The organism is Sphingobacterium sp. JUb20 (assembly GCF_004342035.1).
GTDB classification, from domain to species: Bacteria; Bacteroidota; Bacteroidia; order Sphingobacteriales; family Sphingobacteriaceae; genus Sphingobacterium; species Sphingobacterium anhuiense.
In genome coordinates this window covers 336,638-358,948 of record NZ_SLYV01000002.1, presented here as the reverse complement: position 1 = coordinate 358,948, position 22,311 = coordinate 336,638, and the positions used below count along the sequence as shown (strand labels likewise).

The 22,311-nt window shown below is 34.6% G+C and carries 16 protein-coding genes; 6 read left to right on the top strand and 10 right to left on the bottom strand.

Annotation, left to right across the window (positions count from 1 at the left end; translation table 11 throughout):
* The first annotated feature begins 236 nt into the window (after positions 1 to 236).
* Together EDF66_RS04745 and EDF66_RS04740 are read left to right on the top strand one after the other, a co-directional pair.
* Complete coding sequence (locus EDF66_RS04745; RefSeq protein WP_132840973.1) at positions 237 to 3,608, top strand: UvrD-helicase domain-containing protein; 3,372 nt, start codon at positions 237 to 239, stop codon at positions 3,606 to 3,608.
* Between the two features lie 3 nt (positions 3,609 to 3,611).
* The gene (locus tag EDF66_RS04740; protein ID WP_132840971.1) at positions 3,612 to 6,488 is read left to right on the top strand and encodes a PD-(D/E)XK nuclease family protein; all 2,877 of its coding nucleotides are present in this window, start codon (positions 3,612 to 3,614) and stop codon (positions 6,486 to 6,488) included.
* A gap of 68 nt (positions 6,489 to 6,556) precedes the next feature.
* Here EDF66_RS04740 and EDF66_RS04735 read toward each other — a convergent pair whose 3' ends face one another.
* From EDF66_RS04735 to EDF66_RS04725, 3 genes are all read right to left on the bottom strand, one after another.
* Positions 6,557 to 7,423 (bottom strand): cupin-like domain-containing protein, encoded by an 867-nt coding sequence (locus EDF66_RS04735; RefSeq protein WP_132769327.1) that lies wholly within the window; start codon positions 7,421 to 7,423, stop codon positions 6,557 to 6,559.
* A gap of 283 nt (positions 7,424 to 7,706) precedes the next feature.
* Positions 7,707 to 8,477 (bottom strand): uroporphyrinogen-III synthase, encoded by a 771-nt coding sequence (locus EDF66_RS04730; protein ID WP_021189409.1) that lies wholly within the window; start codon positions 8,475 to 8,477, stop codon positions 7,707 to 7,709.
* Between the two features lie 12 nt (positions 8,478 to 8,489).
* Positions 8,490 to 9,449, bottom strand: a complete 960-nt coding sequence (locus EDF66_RS04725) for a DUF4271 domain-containing protein (protein WP_021189410.1) — start codon at positions 9,447 to 9,449, stop codon at positions 8,490 to 8,492.
* 104 nt (positions 9,450 to 9,553) lie between these two features.
* On the opposite strand from EDF66_RS04725, the gene EDF66_RS04720 reads away from it, so the two are divergent.
* Positions 9,554 to 10,114 (top strand): DNA-3-methyladenine glycosylase I, encoded by a 561-nt coding sequence (locus tag EDF66_RS04720; RefSeq protein ID WP_132769331.1) that lies wholly within the window; start codon positions 9,554 to 9,556, stop codon positions 10,112 to 10,114.
* On the opposite strand, the gene hpt is transcribed toward EDF66_RS04720, so the two are convergent.
* Both hpt and EDF66_RS04710 read right to left on the bottom strand, forming a co-directional pair.
* Entirely contained in the window at positions 10,111 to 10,650 is a 540-nt protein-coding gene (gene hpt / locus EDF66_RS04715) for a hypoxanthine phosphoribosyltransferase (RefSeq protein WP_132840969.1), read from the bottom strand. The genes EDF66_RS04720 and hpt overlap by 4 nt on opposite strands.
* Complete coding sequence (locus EDF66_RS04710) at positions 10,651 to 12,684, bottom strand: transglycosylase domain-containing protein (protein ID WP_243656001.1); 2,034 nt, start codon at positions 12,682 to 12,684, stop codon at positions 10,651 to 10,653. It abuts the gene before it with no gap.
* A 180-nt stretch (positions 12,685 to 12,864) separates the two neighbouring features.
* Between EDF66_RS04710 and EDF66_RS04705 the strand changes: the two genes are divergently transcribed.
* Entirely contained in the window at positions 12,865 to 13,926 is a 1,062-nt protein-coding gene (locus tag EDF66_RS04705) for an Mrp/NBP35 family ATP-binding protein (RefSeq protein ID WP_021189414.1), read from the top strand.
* Positions 13,927 to 14,047: 121 nt separating this feature from the next.
* On the opposite strand, the gene EDF66_RS04700 is transcribed toward EDF66_RS04705, so the two are convergent.
* The 5 genes from EDF66_RS04700 to EDF66_RS04680 all read right to left on the bottom strand — a co-directional run bounded on the left by EDF66_RS04700 (position 14,048) and on the right by EDF66_RS04680 (position 18,211).
* A complete protein-coding gene (locus EDF66_RS04700) occupies positions 14,048 to 14,812 on the bottom strand; it encodes an exodeoxyribonuclease III (RefSeq protein ID WP_132769335.1) in 765 nt (254 codons plus the stop codon).
* An 18-nt stretch (positions 14,813 to 14,830) separates the two neighbouring features.
* On the bottom strand, positions 14,831 to 15,583 hold the full coding sequence (locus EDF66_RS04695; RefSeq protein WP_132840966.1) for a peptidylprolyl isomerase: 753 nt from the start codon (positions 15,581 to 15,583) through the stop codon (positions 14,831 to 14,833).
* A 9-nt stretch (positions 15,584 to 15,592) separates the two neighbouring features.
* Positions 15,593 to 15,940, bottom strand: a complete 348-nt coding sequence (locus EDF66_RS04690) for a hypothetical protein (protein ID WP_021188004.1) — start codon at positions 15,938 to 15,940, stop codon at positions 15,593 to 15,595.
* A gap of 183 nt (positions 15,941 to 16,123) precedes the next feature.
* Positions 16,124 to 16,558, bottom strand: a complete 435-nt coding sequence (locus tag EDF66_RS04685) for a low molecular weight protein-tyrosine-phosphatase (protein ID WP_132769339.1) — start codon at positions 16,556 to 16,558, stop codon at positions 16,124 to 16,126.
* 105 nt (positions 16,559 to 16,663) lie between these two features.
* Positions 16,664 to 18,211 carry a Do family serine endopeptidase gene (locus tag EDF66_RS04680; RefSeq protein ID WP_132769341.1) on the bottom strand — a complete coding sequence of 516 codons (1,548 nt, stop codon included), beginning with the start codon at positions 18,209 to 18,211 and terminating at the stop codon, positions 16,664 to 16,666.
* Positions 18,212 to 18,454: 243 nt separating this feature from the next.
* On the opposite strand from EDF66_RS04680, the gene dapF reads away from it, so the two are divergent.
* Positions 18,455 to 19,237: a diaminopimelate epimerase gene (gene dapF / locus EDF66_RS04675; protein ID WP_132840965.1), complete on the top strand. Its 783-nt coding sequence runs from the start codon at positions 18,455 to 18,457 to the stop codon at positions 19,235 to 19,237.
* Positions 19,238 to 19,408: 171 nt separating this feature from the next.
* A complete protein-coding gene (locus tag EDF66_RS04670) occupies positions 19,409 to 22,294 on the top strand; it encodes a DEAD/DEAH box helicase (protein WP_132840964.1) in 2,886 nt (961 codons plus the stop codon).
* Positions 22,295 to 22,311: the final 17 nt, after the last annotated feature.

Genomic DNA, 22,311 nt, shown 5'->3' with positions numbered 1-22,311 from the left:
CAGAATAAGAAAGATGACAAATAAGCGTCATTATATACCATTATGGCCAAATTATTTCATGCACACCGTCTTAGTCTTACAACGAAACAAATCATAGATGCCATCTGGATGATACAAATTTATATAGGGAATTAATTTGTAATTTTGCCTTATTTCTAAAGGCTCCGTACGCATTAGCAATTTTGTCTATTCAAATTAATAAGCGTATTTTCATCCTTCCAAATCAAATTGAATTCATGTCATCGATAGCGCCATTAAAAATATTAAAAGCCTCAGCTGGTTCAGGCAAAACATTCAGCTTAACTGTCCATTACCTGACTTTATTACTTTCAAAAGAAAACAGTTATCGTGAAATATTGGCCGTCACTTTTACTAATAAGGCGACCGCTGAGATGAAGGAAAGGATCTTATCTGTTCTAAAAGGATTAGCACAAGGTGACCAAAGCCGAAAAATCGATGATTATAGACGTTTATTGTTGACCCAATTTCCATATTGGAGTACGACTTCAATTCAAGAAAAAGCACATCGTGTTTATCGTAAAATCTTACATGATTATAGCCATTTTACCATCAGTACCATTGATGGTTTTTCGCAAAAAGTGATTCGAAGCTTTACTTACGAACTCAATTTAGATGCTGCTTACAAGATTGAAATGAATACAAGTAAGGTGCGGCAGGACCTTACTGTCATGTTAAATCAACTTCTGGATCAACGCCCTGATTTATTGGAATGGATTATTGAATATGCGGAAAAGAAAATTTTAAATAATGAAAACTGGAACTATCGTCGTGAATTAACCAATCTAGCGAATGAGATATTTTCTGAAAACTTTAAAGAGTTTGACAAACACCTCCTATCGCAAGATTCGGATAAAGTGTTCAATACCTTAAATAAAGAAATTGAAAACTTTACAAAAATATTCCTAGAAGCAGTTCATGAGGAAATAAAAAGTTTTGCAAATACTTTTAAGGCATTAAATATGGATTCTGCTGACTTAAAAGGAAAAAGTAGAAATCCGATTTACTCGCTTTCTAATTCAAAGAACAACGTATTCAAACAAAGTACTTCTAAACTACAGGAGATCATTGGTAAATATGTAGAGCTCCTAGATAAGGAAGATGCATTTTTAGATGGCAAAAAAGAAGTTAATTACGGACTACAGCAGGCACTTTTACCTATCTTAAAAAATTTCAAAATATTACAGGATAAATTAAGTACTTATATCACATATGAGGCATTCCAAAAGAATTTCTACTACCTCCGTCTTTTAAAAGAAATGAGTGATTTGTTAGCGCAATGGCGAAAGGAAAATAATGCACAATTAATTTCCGATGCGCAGATCCAATTGAATAAGCTTGGGCTAGATCAACATGGAGATCCTACTTTTATTTGGGAAAAGATTGGGAATCGCTATCAATATTTCTTATTTGATGAGTTTCAGGACACTTCCCGCATTCAGTGGAAAAATTACAGTCCTTTATTGATTAATGCCCTTGGGAATGCATCGGGAGAATTATCCGAGCATTTAATCGTTGGTGATGTTAAACAAAGTATCTACCGTTGGAGAAATGGAGATTGGCGAATACTATTGGAACAGGCTGAAAAACAAGTAGCAGATGCCTTTCATATTTCAAACGAGCAGGAATTACAGGAACTTGTTGAGAATGGCTCGCTGGATGTAAACTATAGAAGTCTTCCAAATATTATTCATTTCAATAATTACCTATTTGAGACAGTACCTGATCATATCCAACAGTTACTTAATGAACATATTGCTACTAATCTTACTACGGAAGGACAAACATGGTGGCAGGAAATGGGATATGACCACATGATTAATAAAGCCTACGATGGTGCGTCTCAAAAGGTTCCAGAAGCAAAGGTCTTAGATGAATCACAAAAGGGTTCTATTACCATCAAATATTTTGATGTAGAAAATAACGTGAGAAGAAACTCACAAGTTGAAAGTCTTACTGTATCTTCCTTATGTGAACAGATTGAAGAATGGATTACTTCGGGCAGATACCAAGCTAATCAAATCGGAATCCTTGTACGATCGAATAAACAGGCGCGATTGATTATCCACGAATTAATGAATTATAGAAATGAAAAACAGTTACATTTTGAAGTTATCTCTGGAGACGCACTGGCATTAGAGGCTAACGAAGGTATTCAGCTGTTGATTGAAACATTAAAAGCATTTGTTTTTAATACGGATAAACACATTTTATATAAAGCTAAAATCACACATCTTTATCATATTATTCAAAAAGAGCAAAATTTCAATGCCGAAGTCTGGTTGAAATTTAAGGAAAATGATGTTCTTAATTTAAATGAGGACCTCCCTAAGGATCTGATTGAAAATTGGGAAAATTGGCAAAAATTACCCTTAGTTCACCTCGTTGAAAAACTTATAGAAGTTTATGGTTTAACCTCATTACACAACCCACATTTGCCTTATATTCTTGCATTCAAAGATATGATCGCTAATTTTTCTGCAAATGGGGAACGCGGAATTAACCAGTTCTTAACCTTTTGGGATGAAGATGGGGTGAAGGCGGTACTTCCTTCTTCGGGCAAAGTGGATGCCATTGAGGTAACCACTGTGCATAAATCTAAAGGTTTAGCTTACGATGTCGTTATGATTCCTTTCTGCAGTTGGACACTAGATGGTATGACCAACGGAAACTTCTGGATCGATACGGAAGGTACAGCTCTTGAAATTATTGGAAAGGCGCCCATAAAATATACCTCTTCTTTAGGGCAATCAACACTCTATCAAAAATATTATGAAGAGATGGTTTTCAATTATATGGATGCCCTGAATACATTTTATGTGGCGACAACCCGAGCAATAGAACATCTTTATATATCGGCTCCTGCTTTTAAGCAAATCGTTGACAAAAAAACGGGAGAGATAATGGGAATGGATGTAAAAAATGATTTAATCAGTGATATTGTTTATCAAGTGCTTGACAGCAATAATGGAGCCTTTACACTTACGGACAACGAATTGCACATCGACCATGTTATTCGTAGAGAAAAAAGCACTAAGATTGAAGTTGGCAAAATTGCCTTACAGCAATACCCGATTTCAAAAGAATTGGATAAAGCCTTTGATAAATCATCACAACGCACTATCACCAGTATCCTGCTATTGGATAAAGCGTCCCAATATGGTGTAATGGCTCACGAAATTATGTCCATCATAACTTCTGAAGACGAAATTGATGGTATTATAAATCAATATATTTCTGAAGGAATATTCACACCTTCAGAAAAGTCAGCGATTTTACATGAAGTCAACCAAATTTGGCAACACCAACAGATCAATAAATGGTTAACTGGGAATTTCAAAATTTGGAATGAATCGGCTATTATTACTGCTAAAGGAGAAACATTACGTCCTGATAAAGTTTTCACAAGTGAAGAAGAGACAATCGTATTAGACTTTAAATTTACACAGAGCGAAGCGCTGTCACATCAGAAGCAAGTCAAACAATATGTCAAAACTTTGGAAGAATTGGGGTATAAAAATGTGAAAGGATTTTTATTTTACGCCAAGTCAAATGATTTAGTAGAGGTTATCATACAAGCAAAAAACTAAGAAATGAATCCATTTTTAAAAGACGTCGCTATCGATTTGAAAAATCGTTTTGGAGAAGATCTACACGAAACTGCTATAATATTCAATAATAAGAGACCGATTACGTACCTCAAACAACATCTAGCTGAGGTATATGGTCAAGCAATTTGGTCACCACAATTTTTTACCATTCAAGAATTTTTTCGTCTGTCCACTAACTTGTCTGAGGCTACACCTATTGCACAATTTTTTATTCTCTATCATTTACACAATGAACTCCTCGCCAAGGAAGGTCATGAAGCGGAGACCTTAGAAGAGTTTTACCCAATAGCAGAAACCATATTGAGTGATTTTTCACAGCTGGATTATGATCTTGTTGACATAGACGAAATCTTTATGGAATTGTTTGACAATACCCAAATTGATTTACAGTTTCAACATTTCACTGCAGAACAGCAGGATTTTATCCGTCAATTTTGGCAATCATTTTCCATAGCAGGTCATACTGCTGTACAAGAACGATTTTTAAAGTTATGGCGACGTCTTCCGGTGCTATATCGGTCGTTTAAAGAAGAATTAAAAGTTAAAAAAATGACAAATATGCCGACCATCTACCGTGATATTGTGGATGGAAAAGCAAAAAACCAAACATTCCACCAACAGTATAAACAAATCATTTTTGTCGGCTTCAATGCTTTGAGCAAAGCAGAAGCTACTTTATTCAAAAAGTGGCAAGATGCAGGTTTGGCATTATTCTATTTTGATGCAGATGCTTACTATTTAGATGACAAACAACAAGAGGCAGGATTATTTATTCGTCGTAACATATTTGAAAGCGGATTGAAAAATGCATTAGGTGAAAGTTCAAATGTTATTGGCAATCGCTATTCAGATGTAAACCTTTATTCCGCAACCGGAAATGTATCGCAAACCAAATTATTGCATGATATTTTAGTAAATAATGAAAAGGAAGGCAAATCTTCTGCTATCTTATTGGCAGATGAATCTTTACTAGTATCGCTATTACAAAGTCTTCCAGATGTGAAACCTAATATTACCACCGGTTTTCCTTTGACTCAATCTCCCATCTACGGCATTATAGAATTGTGGATGGAGGTACAACACCTCATCACACATCAGAAAAAAAATAAAATTCCATACACACTGATTGAGACATTTATCAATCACCCATTGACCAATGTGTCTAAAGAGGAAAAGTTGGACATTCAAAAGCTTATATCAGATAAACAGCTTTTCGAAGTAGAAATCAAAGAGCTTTCCTTCAAAAGTTCAAGTTTAGCACACTTCTTCCACCCCATTGTAAGGATAGAGGAAGCAATTGCTATATTGATTCATATCATTGATAATCTACTACAAAATCTAGCGCAGGAAGATCGAATAAAACAGATTGACAGCAACTTATTGATTGAAGTAAGAAAGACGTTAAACCAGCTTAATTTAGGCCTAGAATCGCTTCAACCGCTAAGCCTACCATTTCAATTTGGACTAATCAGTAAAGCAATTGCAAATATCAATTCGGCAATCGAGGGTAATCCACTTGAAGGACTGCAGATCATGGGGCTTTTAGAAAGTCGTTGTCTCAATTTTGACCACGTTTATGTATTAGGTGCAAATGAGGGTATATTGCCTAAAACATCTAGCTCTCCAACATTCATCCCCAATTCACTAAGACAGGCTTATGGATTACCGATTCTAGAGAACCAGGACGCCCTTTCCGCATATTTGTTCTATCGTCATTTTCAATACAGTACCGAGATCCACCTGCTCTATAATGGTATTGTTAGCGACAGTTCATCTGGAGAAGAAAGCCGCTTTATCAAACAGCTGGAGTTTGAAAGCAAGTTCAATTTTTTAAAACATAATCAACAGCAAAATATTACCTTTTTACCTGATCAAGATGAAGTTATCATTGACAAAAAAGGAAAAGTTTGGGATAAATTGCGCTCGGATTTCATTACTAATAAGAAAAAAATTTCTGCAACAGCGCTCACGACTTATTTACAATCTCCCCTGCAATTTTTCTTGAAATATGTAGCTGAGATTAAAGAACCTCCCAGTATCTCGCAAGAATTTGAAATGAACAATTTGGGTACTGTTATTCACAATGTGATGGAAAAAGTCTATCTACCATTCAAAGGTGCAACACAATTTGTACCTATAGGAAAATTAGAGCAATCATTACAGACAGTAGATGCTTTAATTATTGCCGAAATAATTGAATTATATCAATTGGAAGGCACGGGACTAAATTCGCTAAATAGTCTTCAGCGGATCATGCATAAGATTTCTTCTGAATATGTCAGATTACTGGTTCAACATGACATCGATCACTTTATTGGCATCAAAATCATTGAATTGGAAAATGATGAAGACTATATCATGGATTTTCCTATCGAGGTTGAAGGGAAAGAGGAAAATGTACGTATATACGGTATTATTGACCGCGTGGACGAAGTGTTATTAAAAGATAAAACAGTCAAAATACGTATTGTTGATTATAAAACAGGCGCGGACGAAGTCAATTTTAAGTCATTGGATAAAGTGTTTATCAAAAACACGGAGAATAAAGCATTGGTGCAAACTTTATTTTATACGTATGTCTATGAGCAGGTAACAGGACGTATCGGAATAGAACCTAATCTGTATGTTGCTCGAAAAATGAGGGAAGAAGGAACTTTATTTTACGCCAAATCAGAAGTGTTAGAAACAGTATATCTTGCAGAAGTGAAAAAAGAATTTATTTCCTTTCTAAAAGCTACTTTGGAAGAGATCTTCAATCCAGAAATTCCTTTTAGACATGATCCAAAAGCAAAAATATACGATTCGGATCCTTATATTTTATTTTACAAAAACGCAATCGACGAAGAAGACGAAGAATAAATGCAATATCATAAAAAGAGCTCCACCCTTTTGTGTCGGATGGAGCTCTTTTTATCAATTAAAATATACTATTTTAATTTTTTAATCGCTTTTTGCGCTCGTTTTATTGCCATTTCTATCTTATAATCCAACCATTTCTTTTTAAAGATCCTACGCATAGCATCATCAAAATAACGGGTGATGAACAAATTGCGTGCACCAATTAATTTTTCAGAGAATGTATTTGCTAAAGCCCGAACTGAGATGGAATAACCTTCCGTATCATATTGGATATAATGCCACCACCCTGCCGGCATATATAACGTATCTCCAGGATTTATAACCGCTTCATAGCCTTTTATAAATTGTAATCCAGGATATTCAGCTTCAGTACTGTATTTAGGATTGGCTATACTATGAAAATTATAGGGTAATTTGTACAATAAATCAGATTGATCATTTGGAAATAACCAGATCCGCTTAGATCCTTGAAACTGGGAAATAAACACATGTGACATATCAATATCAAAGTGATTTCTTGTTGACGACCCTTCTCCACCAAAAAATAAGTAAGGTAACCATTGAATCACTTTACCACCGGTCACATCGTTATAAATAACATCCTTTTTTAGTTCTGGTCTAATCTTCAGCAGATTAAAAAGGAACAACCGTAGCTCGGTAGGTTCTGCACTTATTTTATCTAAGTATTCTGCCAAAGTCATTTTCCCAACAGGAGGACTTGCAGCATGATTTTGAGAATTTTCTTCACGCCCATACACATCTACTTGCTCTTGACCTGCAATTTCCTTGAAATAATCGTAACTCCATTTATCCCAACATGCACTATCCTTACTTATAAAGTCTTTAATAATTACAGGCTGACCTTTTTTTAAGTAATCTTTTACAAATTCTTTTGGAGTTATTCCTGAGATACTATCAACTGGTTTTAATTTCACAAGCTATCTGTTTTTACAACTACTACAAATTTAAAAAAAATATTTCTACTTAAACTTATGCCATGATTAAAAACAATCACTCCTGCTAAAGTACTAATTTAGCTCACAAGTTAGTAGAAATATTCTAAATAACTAAATGACACTTGTCATTTAATTTTATATTATCATCTTAATATTACTGAATAAAAACATATAGAGAAGTACAAATAACTTTTCAGTATTCAATCAAACTTCGTCTTAAGCCTTATTTCGATCATCATCTCAAATTGAGATAATGATATTTTTATTTATTTACCATTTTTATATATTCCTCAACCGCCATTGTCATACTAGGTGCCTTAGGTGTTGGTGCAGGAATATCTAAAACTAAGCCATGTTCAAGTAATGCTTGTTGTGTGCTTCCACCAAATGCAGCAATTCTGGTTTGATTTTGTTTAAAATCTGGAAAATTCTCATACAGAGATTGCACACTAGAAGGACTAAAGAATACGATGACATCATAAAAAACATCCTTCAGATCAGATAAATCACTTACCACTGTTTTAAAAAGAACAGCAGGTGTAAATTTATAGCCATTTTCTTTCAACCACTTACTTGTCTCTTCATTTGCGACATCTGAACAAGGAAATAAGAAATTCTCGTCTTTATGCTTCTTAAGAACGTCTTCTAAATCTTTAGCTGTTTGCTTTCCAAAGAAAATTTTACGCTTACGATACTGAATATACTTTTGAAGGTACAAAGCTATCGTTTCAGAAATACAGAAATATTTCAACTCAGAAGACACTTCAAAACGCATTTCTTCACAGACTCTAAAGAAATGATCTACAGCATTTCTGCTTGTAAAAATAACAGCCGTGAAATCAGCAAGATTAACTTTATCTTTTCTTACATCACGTGCTGGAACACCCTCTACGTGGATGAAACCTCTAAAATCAAGTTTTAAATTATACTTCAGTGCTAATGCAGCATATGGTGACTTATCATTTTCAGGCTTTGGCAAGGTTACCAATATACTTTTTACCTTTTTCGCTCTTTCTACGTCGGAAGTTTGCATATTATCATTTAATTAGCTTAGTAGTCGCACCAATATTAAAATAGGTGCTATTTCTAGGCAACAAAGATACAAAATTAAATAAAAAACTGAAAACTGCTGTTGAGAGACAACATTTAGCGCTGTCCGTAAAAAACGATAAGAAAACAGCAGTATACCGATGATTACCGTGAAACTGAAGATATAAGACAGATATTCTAAAGGTACAAGACTTACTACAAGCACTACTGGCAGTAAAAATAACAATGAATTAAAGTAAATTAAATATAAGATTGTAACATATTCTTTCACTAATCGCTGTATTTCAAAAACAAACGCTATAAACCTTATAAATCCTATTTTTAAAGCAAATATTATTGCTATGATCGCTGATATTTTTAAATAATTGGTAAAAGATAAGAAGTCAAATCGTTGTAGGATGTATGCATAAAATATACAGACAAATAAGCTTAGTGCTAAAGAAAACAGTAGGTACAAAAAGATAAACGGCCAAGAGGTTAATATGGTATCTTCTTTACTTACTTGTACAATAATTCGTTCATTAAAATATGCAGATACAATTAATTTTACATCTGAAGAGAAGAAAAACCGAACTATTGCAAATGCTAAAAAAAGAAATAGACTTGTAAATAATACCCACCTTTTCCGTTCATATTTTAATATGCCAACATGTACTTTATCTTTACCTTTTAGATCACTTGTTTTAAAATATTGTGTAACAGCATATGAGTTCAAATTATGAAGAATAATTTCATCGCCAACAATTTCTACGATATGATAGGGCCGTATTAAAGATGGATGGAGCAATTCCTGTCCTTTTGGAACTTGTTTCACAGCCAAAGTATCTGAGATCGCTACAGAATCAATGGAAATCTTGCTTATCGAATCAACAGTCTCCTGTCCTTTTGCATTATGGGCAAAAGATAAAAAAATGAAAAAAATAAACTGAATAATGTAGCTTAACTTCACCTGCATCGCTTTGAAACTCTTTAGAGTTGTAAAGTTATGATAAAAATTGGCTTAGAAAAAAAACATTACAAACGCTTTTCTTAACTTCAACCAAAATTAAAAATGAACAGATGTCAACAACAAGATGTTTATGGTGCGGGAACGACCCGCTGTATATGGAGTATCATGATTTGGAATGGGGTAAACAGGTTAAGGATGACAAAACCCTTTTTGAATTTATGATTTTGGAATCTGCGCAAGCTGGATTAAGCTGGATTACCATATTGAAAAGAAGACCGCAATACAAGGAGGCATTCGCAGATTTTGATGTACAAGCTGTGGCAAAGTTCACTCCTGAAGATGTAGAGCACATTTTAACAAATACGGGAGTTGTCCGCCATCGTCGGAAAATTGAAACATCAATAACAAACGCCCAAATTTTTATCAAAATTCAAGAAGAGTTTGGTAGCTTCTATGAATATCTCTATCAATTTATGCCCAATCGGGAGCGGATTGAAAACAACATCCTAACACAAAAGGACACCGCAGTTACGTCCTTAGAATCTGATTTAATTTCTAAAGATCTAAAAAAAAGAGGTGTTAAGTTTTTTGGATCTACCATTTGCTATGCCTATATGCAGGCTGTAGGGATGGTCAACGATCACCTTAATTCTTGTACTTTCAGAAATTAAATAACAATATTTTTATAAATATGTGGGATATTTCGTCCCAAACCATTGTAATCCATACCGTAGCCAACAACAAACTCTTTTTCAATCTCAAAGCCTACATACTGAATGTTTTCAAAATCATTTTGTAAACATTCAGGCTTTAACAATAGTGTACATACCACTACACTGGATGGTGACTGCTTTTCAATGGAGGCTATGGTATGCTTTAATGAATTACCTGACTCTACTATATCCTCTACAATAATAACATCCCTTCCTTTAAGATCTATACCCAAACCTATAAGCTCACTCATTTCCCCCTGGCTGGTACCCTGATAAGAAGATAGTTTTACAAAAGACATTTCACAAGGAATTACAACCTGCTTCAAAAGGTCGCTCATAAACATGAAACAGCCATTTAAGACACCAATAAATACTGGATTTTTATCTTCATAACGATGATTAATATCAACGCCAATCAAACGTATCCGTTTTTGAATCTGATTTTCATCAATCATCAATTCAAAGTGCAATTCATCTATCTGTATCTGTTTCATTTATTTTTCTTCTTTATTTCGTCCTAATAATTTATCAAAAAGAGATCGCTTGTGGGCTTCCGTTGTCTCATCTAAGTTTAGAAAATTATCTTCTCCCTCTTCTAGATCTAATGTATCTGTTTGTACTGAATCAACAAATGCAGGTCTTGCCGATCGAAGATGTGGCACCAACTCGACTTGATAAAAACCATAATTAGACACCGTAGAGTCTACTCCAATCTGCTTTGTCTTAACCATGATGTTGCCATAGGTATTAAAATAGCGGATCATATTTGACTTCAGATGGCCTGTCCAGTCAAAAGAATATAAACCCGTCTTAGGTCGAGGTACAATACTAGACAAAAAGATACTTTCACCTAAATTTAAATCTGCAGGTTTTTTACCAAAGTAATAACGAGATGCTTCTGTAATCCCATAAACATTATTCCCCCACTCTATGACATTCAAATACACTTCATAAAGTCGTTTCTTACTGACTTGTTTAGAAGACTCCATCAACCAGACTAAAATAATCTCTTCTACCTTTCTTACTACCGTTTTATTACGGTTCAAAAACACGTTTTTCACAAGTTGCATCGAAATTGTGCTTGCTCCACGTTTAAATTTTTTCTCCTTTAAATTTGTAGCAATTGATAAACGAAAAGCCTCTTCTTGAAAACCGTTATGAGAAAAAAAGAATGGATCTTCCGTATTGATTAAGGATATCTGCATATACCTTGAAATCTGATCTAAAGGTGTAAAATCTTTATTCTGAGGGCCAAGTACTATCGTTCTCATGGGTTCTCCTTTCTCATAGGCAATGTAGGTAAATGCTGTATTTAATTCTTGAATATTAGCATTACCCCATTTTTCTATTTTTAAATCTTTATCATCCATTTTAGATGTAAAGATCACTTCATTCGGTTTCTTAAAGTTCAATGCAAAATTTAAATCATATTGCATATGTCCGGAAACACGTATACCTTCTAAAGAATGAAATAACCCTTGAGGTATGGCATCAAAAAACTTTTGAGCCTCAATTCGATCGGTATGAATGGCCAGTTCTAATTGTTTATCAGGCTTATGTACATATTTTACATAAGGACTAAATTCAAACTCTTTAACCTTAACCTTACTTTCCTTATCAATTTCAACAGATGTTTTTCCAATATTAAGAATACCACTCATTAAACCTTCAGGAAAAAGAACATCTTTATCTGAAATACGCCAATGATTCAATTTCAAATTCTCAAACCCCCATTCACCAGATAGCGACAATAACTCTTTATTTTTACGATCGACCTTATTTAAACGAAATGTCAACGCATCAAAACTTGCTCTTAAACCAAATTTTCGTCGTAACAATGGTAGCTCTACATCTTTTGCATCAGAAAACAACCGGAGATACATTTCCTTCCCATCAGGATTGACTGTGCCCTCTAGATTCCAAACAGCTTCATGATCATTCAACAGGAATTTTGTTTTAAGATCTCCACCTGAGATTTCTGCCTCAGGAATTGAGATACGCTGTGAAGTGCTATCATCCTGATAGGATATTTCGAAATTCTGTAAATCCATATCCTTTGGAATTTTAAAGAATACGCTCTTTAGCATACGATCGGCCAGTTCTGCAAAATTAGTTTCAGCTTTATCATTAGCTGTGCTATCTCTATTTTTTTTCTTGAATAGGAAATCGTAATTACTTGTCGAATCTTTCTTAATCAAAGTGACCGCACTATTGTTCATTAAGATTTGACCTAATTTGACATCACCGAATAGTAATGGAAATATTCGAATAGATACAGTCAGATCCTGAATATGGGCCAATTGCTCTTTACCTTTAGGTTGCAAAATAATATTCTGAAACTGAACAGCTGATAGGCCTTTAAAAGAATAATATTGGATTTTAAGGTCCAAGTCATACTTGGTCGCAAGTTTTTCTTTTGCCTTGTTGATTGCAGACAACAAGATACCGTCTCTTTTTTGATATGCGAATACACCTCCTGCTACTATAAATATAGAAATAACTCCTAATACAATGTACAAGATTCGCATTTTCTTGGAGCGAAGAAGGGTCTTAAGATTATTGGACATATTATAACAACGTATCACACTCGATTTTGAATACTCAAATGTAAAAATTAAATCTTAATATCATTAAAAACATCTTTATGACAAGTTTTAATTTATCATTCAGTAAATTTGTAGTTTAATATACATGCATCCATATATCAGATGATAACCAAAGAACAAGTACTAGAAGCATTATCATATGTCGAAGAGCCAGATTTGAAAAAAGATTTGGTTACGCTCAATATGATTCAGAATATTGTGATTGAAGATCAAAAAGTATCTTTCGAAGTTGTTTTAACAACTCCAGCATGCCCACTTAAGGATCATATAGAACATGCTTGTCGCAATGCTATTGCACATTTTATTGACAAAAATATTGCAGTAGATGTTCACATGACCTCACGTGTATTAGGTAAAGAAGGAAATCAACTTTTAGGAATTAAAAACATCATCCTTGTTTCTTCGGGAAAAGGTGGTGTGGGTAAATCGACTGTTGCTGCAAACCTAGCCTTATCATTACATGCTAAAGGTGCAAAAACAGGACTTTTAGATGCCGATATCTATGGCCCTTCCCTTCCAATTATGTTTGGCTTAGAAGGTGAAAAACCTCAATCTGTACAACATGAAGATGGTACTGTTAAAATACAGCCTATAGAAAAGTTTGGTATCAAATTGTTATCGATCGGATTTTTCACCGATCCAAATCAGCCTATTCCATGGAGAGGTCCAATGGCAACATCGGCTATCAAACAATTATTGAATGACACTGATTGGGGTGATTTAGATTATTTAGTGATCGATATGCCACCAGGAACCGGAGATATCCATATCACTGTTGCCCAAAACTATCCTATTGCAGGTGCAGTCATTGTAACCACACCACAGCATGTAGCACTAGCTGATGCTATTAAAGGTATGGGAATGTTTCTAATGGACTCTATCAATATCCCATTGCTGGGTATCGTGGAGAACATGGCGTACTTCACACCAGCAGAATTACCTGAAAACAAATATTACATATTTGGTAAAGGTGGAGGAACAAGGCTAGCAGAAGAATACAAAATACCTTTCTTAGGGGAGATTCCTTTATTAAAGGGGATTTCTGATGCCGGAGATAACGGTTTTCCAATCGCTATTGATGAAGAAGATCCAACAACCAAAGCATTTATAGCAATCGCTGAAAAAGTAGCACAACAGTTGTCTATTATACAAGCTGTTAGATAGCAACGTATATTGTATAAAAAGGAAAGGCCCTAATAAAAAATTAGGGCCTTTTCTTTTGTGTTGTAAATGACGATAAACTTATTCCATCATTAAATATGGAAGCTACTGCTTCGACATAGTATTATTTTAAGTTAAGGACAACTGGACAGTGATCAGAATGTACCGCCTGATTTAATATTGTAGCCGATTCGATTCGATCTGCTAAAGCATTTGATACCATATTGTAGTCAATACGCCAACCTAAATTTCTAGCACGTGCTCCTGCACGATAACTCCACCAGCTGTAGTGATGCGGATCTGGATTTAAGTGACGGAAAGAGTCAATATACCCTGAGTTTATAAAATTTTCCATCCATTCCCTTTCCTCTGGTAAAAAACCTGAAGAGTTAGCATTTGATTTCGGATTGTGAATATCAATCGGACGGTGACAGATATTATAATCACCACATACAATTAAATTAGGCTTTTCCTGTAGTAACTGATTCGAATAATCCTGAAAATCTGCAAGAAACCGATACTTAAAATCTTGTCGGATATCTCCCGTGGTGCCTGAAGGAAAATAAGTACTCATGATGGACAAATCATCAAAATCTGCACGAATAATTCGTCCCTCAAAGTCATAATCCTCATGTCCACATCCATACTCAACATGTTTTGGTGTTATTCTAGTAAATATAGCTGTACCACTATATCCTTTTTTCTGAGCAGGATACCAATAATGTTCATAACCGAGCTGTTCCAGCAATGCTATTTCAGGAATTTGATCGGGAGTCGCTTTTATCTCCTGCAAACATATAACATCTGCATTTACTTCCTTTACCCAACCTAACCAATCTTTTTTTATGGCCGCTCGTAAACCATTGACGTTATAAGTAACTATTTTCACAGTAATCTTTTTTGAAGCTTAATAATTTTGAGAAGAAAATAAATCTGCAATCTTTGTAAAGAAACCGTTCTGAGGTTTTAAACCCTTTAATTCACGTTCCAAATTAATTGCTTCTCTTTTCGTTAATAATTTAACATACATACGCTCATCTGTTAAAGGACGATCATTTTTATCCGTTTTTACAGCGGCAATCGCGTCGATAACTTCCGTTCCATTGACCAGCTCTCCGAATACCGTATAATTTCCATCCAAATGCGGAGTACCACCCACGGTTGTATAAGTTGTGCGTTGTGCTTCAGTAAATTTTACGCCTTTCATTCGTAAAGTTTCTAAACTATCCAGACCTGCATTCGTAAATTTCTTGCCCTGTACGATGTAAAACTGTGACGCAGAGGAAGCTTTTGCCAGATTATCGTCACGTGCGGCACCAAGAGCACCTTTTTTATGAAATAATCCCGATTGTATTTCTGAAGGAATTGTATAACTTGGACCACCATCACCTAACAGTTGTCCTGATTTGGCATTTTTTGAATCAGGATCTCCACCTTGAATCATAAAATTCTGTATAACACGATGAAACAATAAACTGTCGAAATAGTTTTCTTTCACCAATTTTATAAAATTATCCCGATGCTTAGGTGTTTCATTATACAGTTTTAAAACAACTACTCCTTTATCTGTTTGAATACGTACATATTTAAACGCAGGCTTTGCAGCAAATACTACGATCGATAAAGCACAAAAAAATAAACTTAAAACAATTCTTTTCATTACGTTTTATTAAATTACATTTAGCTCTTGAAAATAATCAATGATCAATGATTTTATGATCAACTCTTGTTCAAGCAATGTATAATTAGGAATAGGCTTAATCAATTCCCAATGTGGCCATCCTTGTTCGTCCAACCCCTTAAGCTCATAAAAGCCCATTGCACTAAAAAGGCGGCAATTAGCTATATGCATCAACTCTTCTTTTTCTCTTTTTGAAAAAGTCTGCGGTCCTTTCCCTAATTCCTGGACACCTATCAGAAATAAAAACACTTTTAAATCTGGTAGATCCATATCAAATGACTGTGCAATCTCATGTTGCAAAATCACCCATTTCTTATTTACTTCTGATGCATTCATATAAAGACAATCTTAGATATAAAGACAAACTTAGATAAATTGTAATTTATATACTAATATATAAATGTGAATATGAAACATAGTACATTCAGATTATCAATTTTACCTCAAGTAGATCTCAGCGCGAGATTAGCAAGATGTACCTATCTCCTGAAAATATGGGGTTCTAGACATTTCATATTATTACTTCCACGCTTTGATTAATTCTTTACAACGAGCTTCGATCATCTTATAAACAGGTTCAAATAAGCTTTCATCAAAATAGGGATCGGGAACAATATCATTAACTAAAAATAAAGCAACTTTATCTTTTTCTTCTTTTGTTGATGCCTGTGCAACGACATCCTTATAATTTTGGTGATCCATTACCAAAATATGATCATAGATTTCAAATAAACTAGGATTAAAATGCATTGCCTTTTGTTGTGAAATATCTACTGCATATTTTTTAGCCACAGCGATAGATCTACGGTCTGGGCTTTGACCAATATGCCAGTCTCCTGTTCCAGCAGATTCAATTGTCCAATCTAAACCTTCTTCCTTTGCCATATGGCTCAGAATACCATGTGCCAATGGTGAGCGACAAATATTTCCTAAACAAACCATTAAAATTTTCATGCCTTAAAAATAATGATAATATTGCTATTATAAGTGGTATATATAAACTAAAAAAAGGTGATTTCGATTCCGAAACCACCTTTCCATAACCAACCTAAAATCTAATTAATATTCAATAGGAACATTAATAATAACAGTACTTCCACGCTCAGGAACTCCTTTTAAGCTTACAATATTACGTTTTGTTTTACCTAATGCCGCTTCAATTTCATCAACATTATTAACTGGAACCCCATTCACCTCTGTTATCACTAATCCTCTTTCTACTCCAAAGTATTCAAATACACCACCTTTATTTATTTGCGTCACTACAACACCTGAGTTAATTCCTAATTCTTTTTTCTTCTCACTAGAAGCAGGCATGAAGCTAGCACCTAACTTATTATAAATTTCGGTAGCACTTTTACTTGATTTATCACCAGCTGCAGCTTTATTAATTTCTTCGCCTTTTAAAGTTACCGTCACCTCTTTCTCTTTTCCATCGCGCTTAAACGTTAATTTAACTTTATCTCCAGGACGTAATCTACCGATTGTTTCTTGTAGAACTGGCGAAGAAGTAATCACTTTACCATTAATTTTCGTAATCAAATCTGCTTTCTGAATTCCTGCAGCTTCAGCAGCTCCACCTTTAACGATATCTTGAACATACAGACCATTCACATCTGTAAATCCTTTTTCTTTCGCTAACTCTGGTGTAATTTCAGTAAAGGTAATACCAATGTATCCACGCTTAACATTTCCAAACTCAATAAAATCGTCAACAATTTTTTTAACTAAATTAACTGGTATTGCAAAACCATATCCAGCATAAACCCCTGTTGGTGATGCTATTGCTGAATTAATACCGATTAACTCACCCTGTGCATTAACCAATGCTCCCCCGCTATTACCTCTATTAATAACGGCATCTGTCTGGATAAAAGACTCAATTGAAGAATTCACAGGAGGTTGGTCCTGATTTCCATATCCTCTTGGTTGTTGTTGACTTTCACCTAAGATCCCAATCTGACGACCTTTAGCACTCACTATACCTGCAGTTACTGTAGACTGTAATCCCAGTGGATATCCTACCGCTAAAACCCATTCTCCGATATTGACATTATCCGAATTCCCTAGCTTCACGACAGGCAAACCTTTACCCGTCACTTTAAGAAGGGCCAAATCCGTATTTGGATCGCGACCTATTACTTTTGCTTCAAAGGAACGTTTATCTGTCAAGACAACCTCAATCTTATCGGCGTCCTCCACAACGTGATTATTTGTTACAATATAACCATCCTCTGTTATTATTACTCCAGAACCTGACGCTTGGACAGGTTGTGCCTGTCTCTGTTGACGACCACGGCCCTGCGGTGTTCCAAAAAACTCTTCAAACATGTCGAAAGGAGAACCCGATCCACCACCTTGAGGCGCTTGTCTCGTATATGTTGTTTTAATATGAACTACCCCCGGAGACACAATAGCAGCAGCTTGTGTAAAATCAGGATTTCCTGTTGAGGACATCACTCCAGTTGGATTGTTCGCAAAATATACTTTCTGTTTGTCTTCGATAGACATTCCTTCAAACTTTTTATTTTCAAAAAGCTTATAACCCCCAAGGGCTACGGCTCCACCGAAGACTGCTGTTAATAAAGTTAAACTTACTTTGTTCATAAACTATAGCTTCTAAATTTTTTATTAAATATGATATACTTCAAATTGATATTTATCCCGAAAATTTATTCTACATAAATATAACAGATACTTTTCAAATCTAGTACCATTTCAATATTCTCTGCAAATTAGACACGTTAAAAAATGTTAATTAAAGACTATGAAAGACTATTTTAACAAAACTTAACTTTCCCTATGTTATCTGTAACAGAAAAGTTAATTTTGCTAGATACAATCACTCAAATGGAATCAAAAATTAAATTTTCAAAATACCAAGGCGCCGGCAATGACTTTATTCTAATTGATAATAGAAAGCTTCATTTCGACAGTAAGAATGAGGGTTTGATACAAAAGCTTTGTGACCGAAGATTTGGTATCGGTGCAGATGGCCTGATGTTATTGCAAGAAAAAGAAAACTTTGATTTTGAGATGATTTATTACAATTCGGATGGACGAGAAGGAACTATGTGTGGCAATGGGGGCCGGTGTATTGTTGCATTTGCTAGAGATCTCAAATTAATATCTGACAAAACTGACTTTTTGGCAGTAGACGGAAGTCATCATGCCAATTTAGAAAATAATTTGATTGATCTGCAGATGATTGATGTACAAGAAATAAGCCGTGATGGAGAGGCATACGTCATCAATACAGGCTCCCCTCACTATATTAAGTTTATGCATAATCTGGTTGATTTAGATGTTTTCAAGGCAGGTTATGAGATTCGAAACAATGAAATCTACAAAACAAAGGGTATCAACGTCAATTTTATCGAAAAAGAAGGCGACTCCGGATATTTCTTACGTACATTTGAACGAGGTGTTGAAGATGAAACATTTGCTTGTGGCACCGGAGCAACTGCAGCAGCAATGACTATAGCTCTTCACGAAAATCTAAATGGACAAATAACAATACCTATCCGTGTATTAGGAGGTCAATTGTATATTTCCTTTCTTAAAGACGGAACTTCCTTTACAGAAGTTTACCTGAAGGGCCCTGCCACATTTGTTTTCGAAGGAATGATTTAATTCCCCATCTTTGACTGACCAAAAAATTTATTAAAAAGTCAAATATTACTTGATGAACATAAACAAAATCCACGTTTATGTTCATTGAGCATAAATTTATTAACAAATTTTAGCCACATCATATAGATTAATCTGTATATTAGAAACCTTTTTAGAGGTACGAATATATTAATGCAACAAACAAAGTTATCTTCATCACACCGAATTGTTTATTCAATCTGCGAACATCCTTACTTGGGCTATTTAATAGAACCACATGTGGTTAAGTTAAATCCAAATGGGACATATTCACTTCGATATCAACGCGTATTTAGCAATACAGTCAATGAATATGCGCAAGCGGTCGATGAATTGGATTATAAATTAATCCGATTATTAGATGAAATTGAGCAAACAAGCCTTATTAAAAAGTTCCATAAAAAAGCAATAAGACCCGTAGACTTTTTTTCAAAAGTATTTGATAAAAATCTGTATGAATTATTAAGAACAAAAATTGATCAGGTATTGTTACAATTCTTTGCCCTTGTTGGAGAGAAGCCTATATTCCTCATGAGCAAAGATGGTTATCCTGCAGATCAAAAACTATTGATTGCTCCTCAACCCGCTTCCGTACTTTTCCATTTTAGAAGAAATGAAGAGGAAACCCGCTATTTTCCAACGATTAAATATGAAGACCATCGTATGGAATTCATGTTTAAGAACGCACAAGTCATTGTCAATGAACAAGCTTGGCTACTTTTAAACAATACCCTATTCCACTTCGACCAACAATTAGAGGGGAAAAAACTCAGCCCTTTTTTAAATAAAAGATTCATATCTGTATCCAGAAGTACCGAGAAAAAATATTTTGAAACTTTTGTTTGTAGCTTAATAGAGAAATATAATGTATATGCTGAAGGCTTTGAGATCAAAACCCATCAACATAATGCCAACCCAATATTAAAATTAATCTATCATGAGGAAGGTGATTCGCATGTTGAATTGCAGTTTCAATATGGGCCATATATCTTTTCGTCTGGAAAAGACAATAAGGTCAATGTTCGTATGGAATATGATGAGGAAAATGATCTGTATACTTTCCATCGTATAAAAAGATCGATTATTTGGGAAGAAAATCAGGCAAAGATCATTACTGAGCTTGGGTTAGAAAAACTATATCCCCACTCTAATGATTTACTGCCAAAAGAAATACTTGGAAAACGGCCTTCTATTTTTGATTGGATAAGTCAAAATGATTTGGTATTGCGGGAAAAAGGGTTTGAAATCATTCAGGATGTAGCCGAAAAGAAATTCTTCATCGGCCAAACTTCCATTGATATATCCATCAATGAGGATAACGACTGGTTTGATATCAAAGCGATCGCAAAATTTGGTCCTTTTGAAATTCCTTTTATTCAATTGCGTCATCATATCCTTCATAACATTAAAGAATTTACTTTACCCAATGGAGAGATCGCGATGATACCTGAAGAGTGGTTTGCACAATACAATCACTTATTTCAATTCTCTAGGGATAAGAATGAATTAAAATTAAATAAAATTCATCTGGGCTTGCTGTATGAAATCAGTGAACATACAGAACTTACCTTTAGTCGAAAATTAAAAAAATTAGCTGATTTCGAAGAAATCGCTGATGCACCATTACCTAAAAATTTTCATGGTCAACTCCGACCTTATCAAAGGGCTGGCTACAATTGGTTCAATTTCTTACAGCAATATAAATTTGGAGGATGCTTGGCAGATGATATGGGTCTTGGTAAAACTATTCAAACATTAGCCCTACTGCAACATCAAAAAGAAATATTAATAGCAGACCATGCTGTCAGAACATCTTTACTAATATTGCCAACCTCATTAATTTACAATTGGCAAAATGAGGCTACTAAATTTGCTCCTGATCTTAAGATTTATCTGCATACGGGAAATAATAGATTAAAAGACCCACATTTGCTTTCTCCGTATGATCTGGTCATTACTACATATGGTATCACTCGTATTGATGAGGAATTTTTAAATCAGTTTTACTTCAACTATATCATTCTTGATGAAAGTCAAAACATTAAAAATCCAACATCAAAATCATTTAAAGCGATCAAAAGTCTAAAAAGTCAACATAAATTAGCATTAAGCGGAACACCCGTAGAAAATTCTGTTTCTGATTTATGGACACAGATGCATTTTACAAATCCAGGCCTCTTGGGTAGTTATACTTATTTTCAAAAAGAATTTGTTCAACCAATCGAAAAGAAAAAGGATGAAGAAAAAGCAAAAAGACTTCAAACTATAGTTAAACCGTTCATTTTACGCAGAACTAAAGATCAAGTAGCAACGGAATTACCTCCAAAAACAGAACAGGTCCTTTACTGCGAAATGTCAGAGAAACAGCATGAACTGTATGAAAAGGTTAAATCGGAATATCGTAATGCCATTTTAGACAATCAGCTCGCAGGAAAAGCAAAATCAAATCAGATCGCATTATTACAAGGATTGATTAAATTGAGACAACTTGCCAACCACCCGAAAATGGTTGATCAGGAATACACAGGCAATTCGGGTAAATTCGATACTGTCATTGAAACACTTGAAAAAGTACTTCAAAATGGTAATAAAGTATTGATTTTCTCTCAATTCGTCAAGCAGTTGAATATTTTCAGAAGCTATTTTGACAAAAAAAGTATTAATTATGCCTACTTGGATGGAAGCACAAAAAATAGGGACGAAGCTGTTAGTCAATTTAGAGAAGATAAAGACACCAAGCTGTTTTTAATATCCATCAAAGCCGGCGGTGTAGGCCTAAACCTTATTGAAGCGGACTATGTATTTATTTTAGATCCATGGTGGAATCCTGCTGTGGAGCAACAAGCTGTTGATAGATCTCACCGTATTGGACAAACAAAAAATGTTTTTATATACAAATTCATCTCAAAAGATACTGTCGAAGAGAAAATACTTGCAATGCAAAACAGGAAGCGTTCCATTGCTCAAAGTTTAATTACCACTGAAGAAAGTTTTATCAAATCACTCTCTTCAGAAGATATTCAAGAGCTACTGGGTTAGTTGCTCAAAAAAAGCCC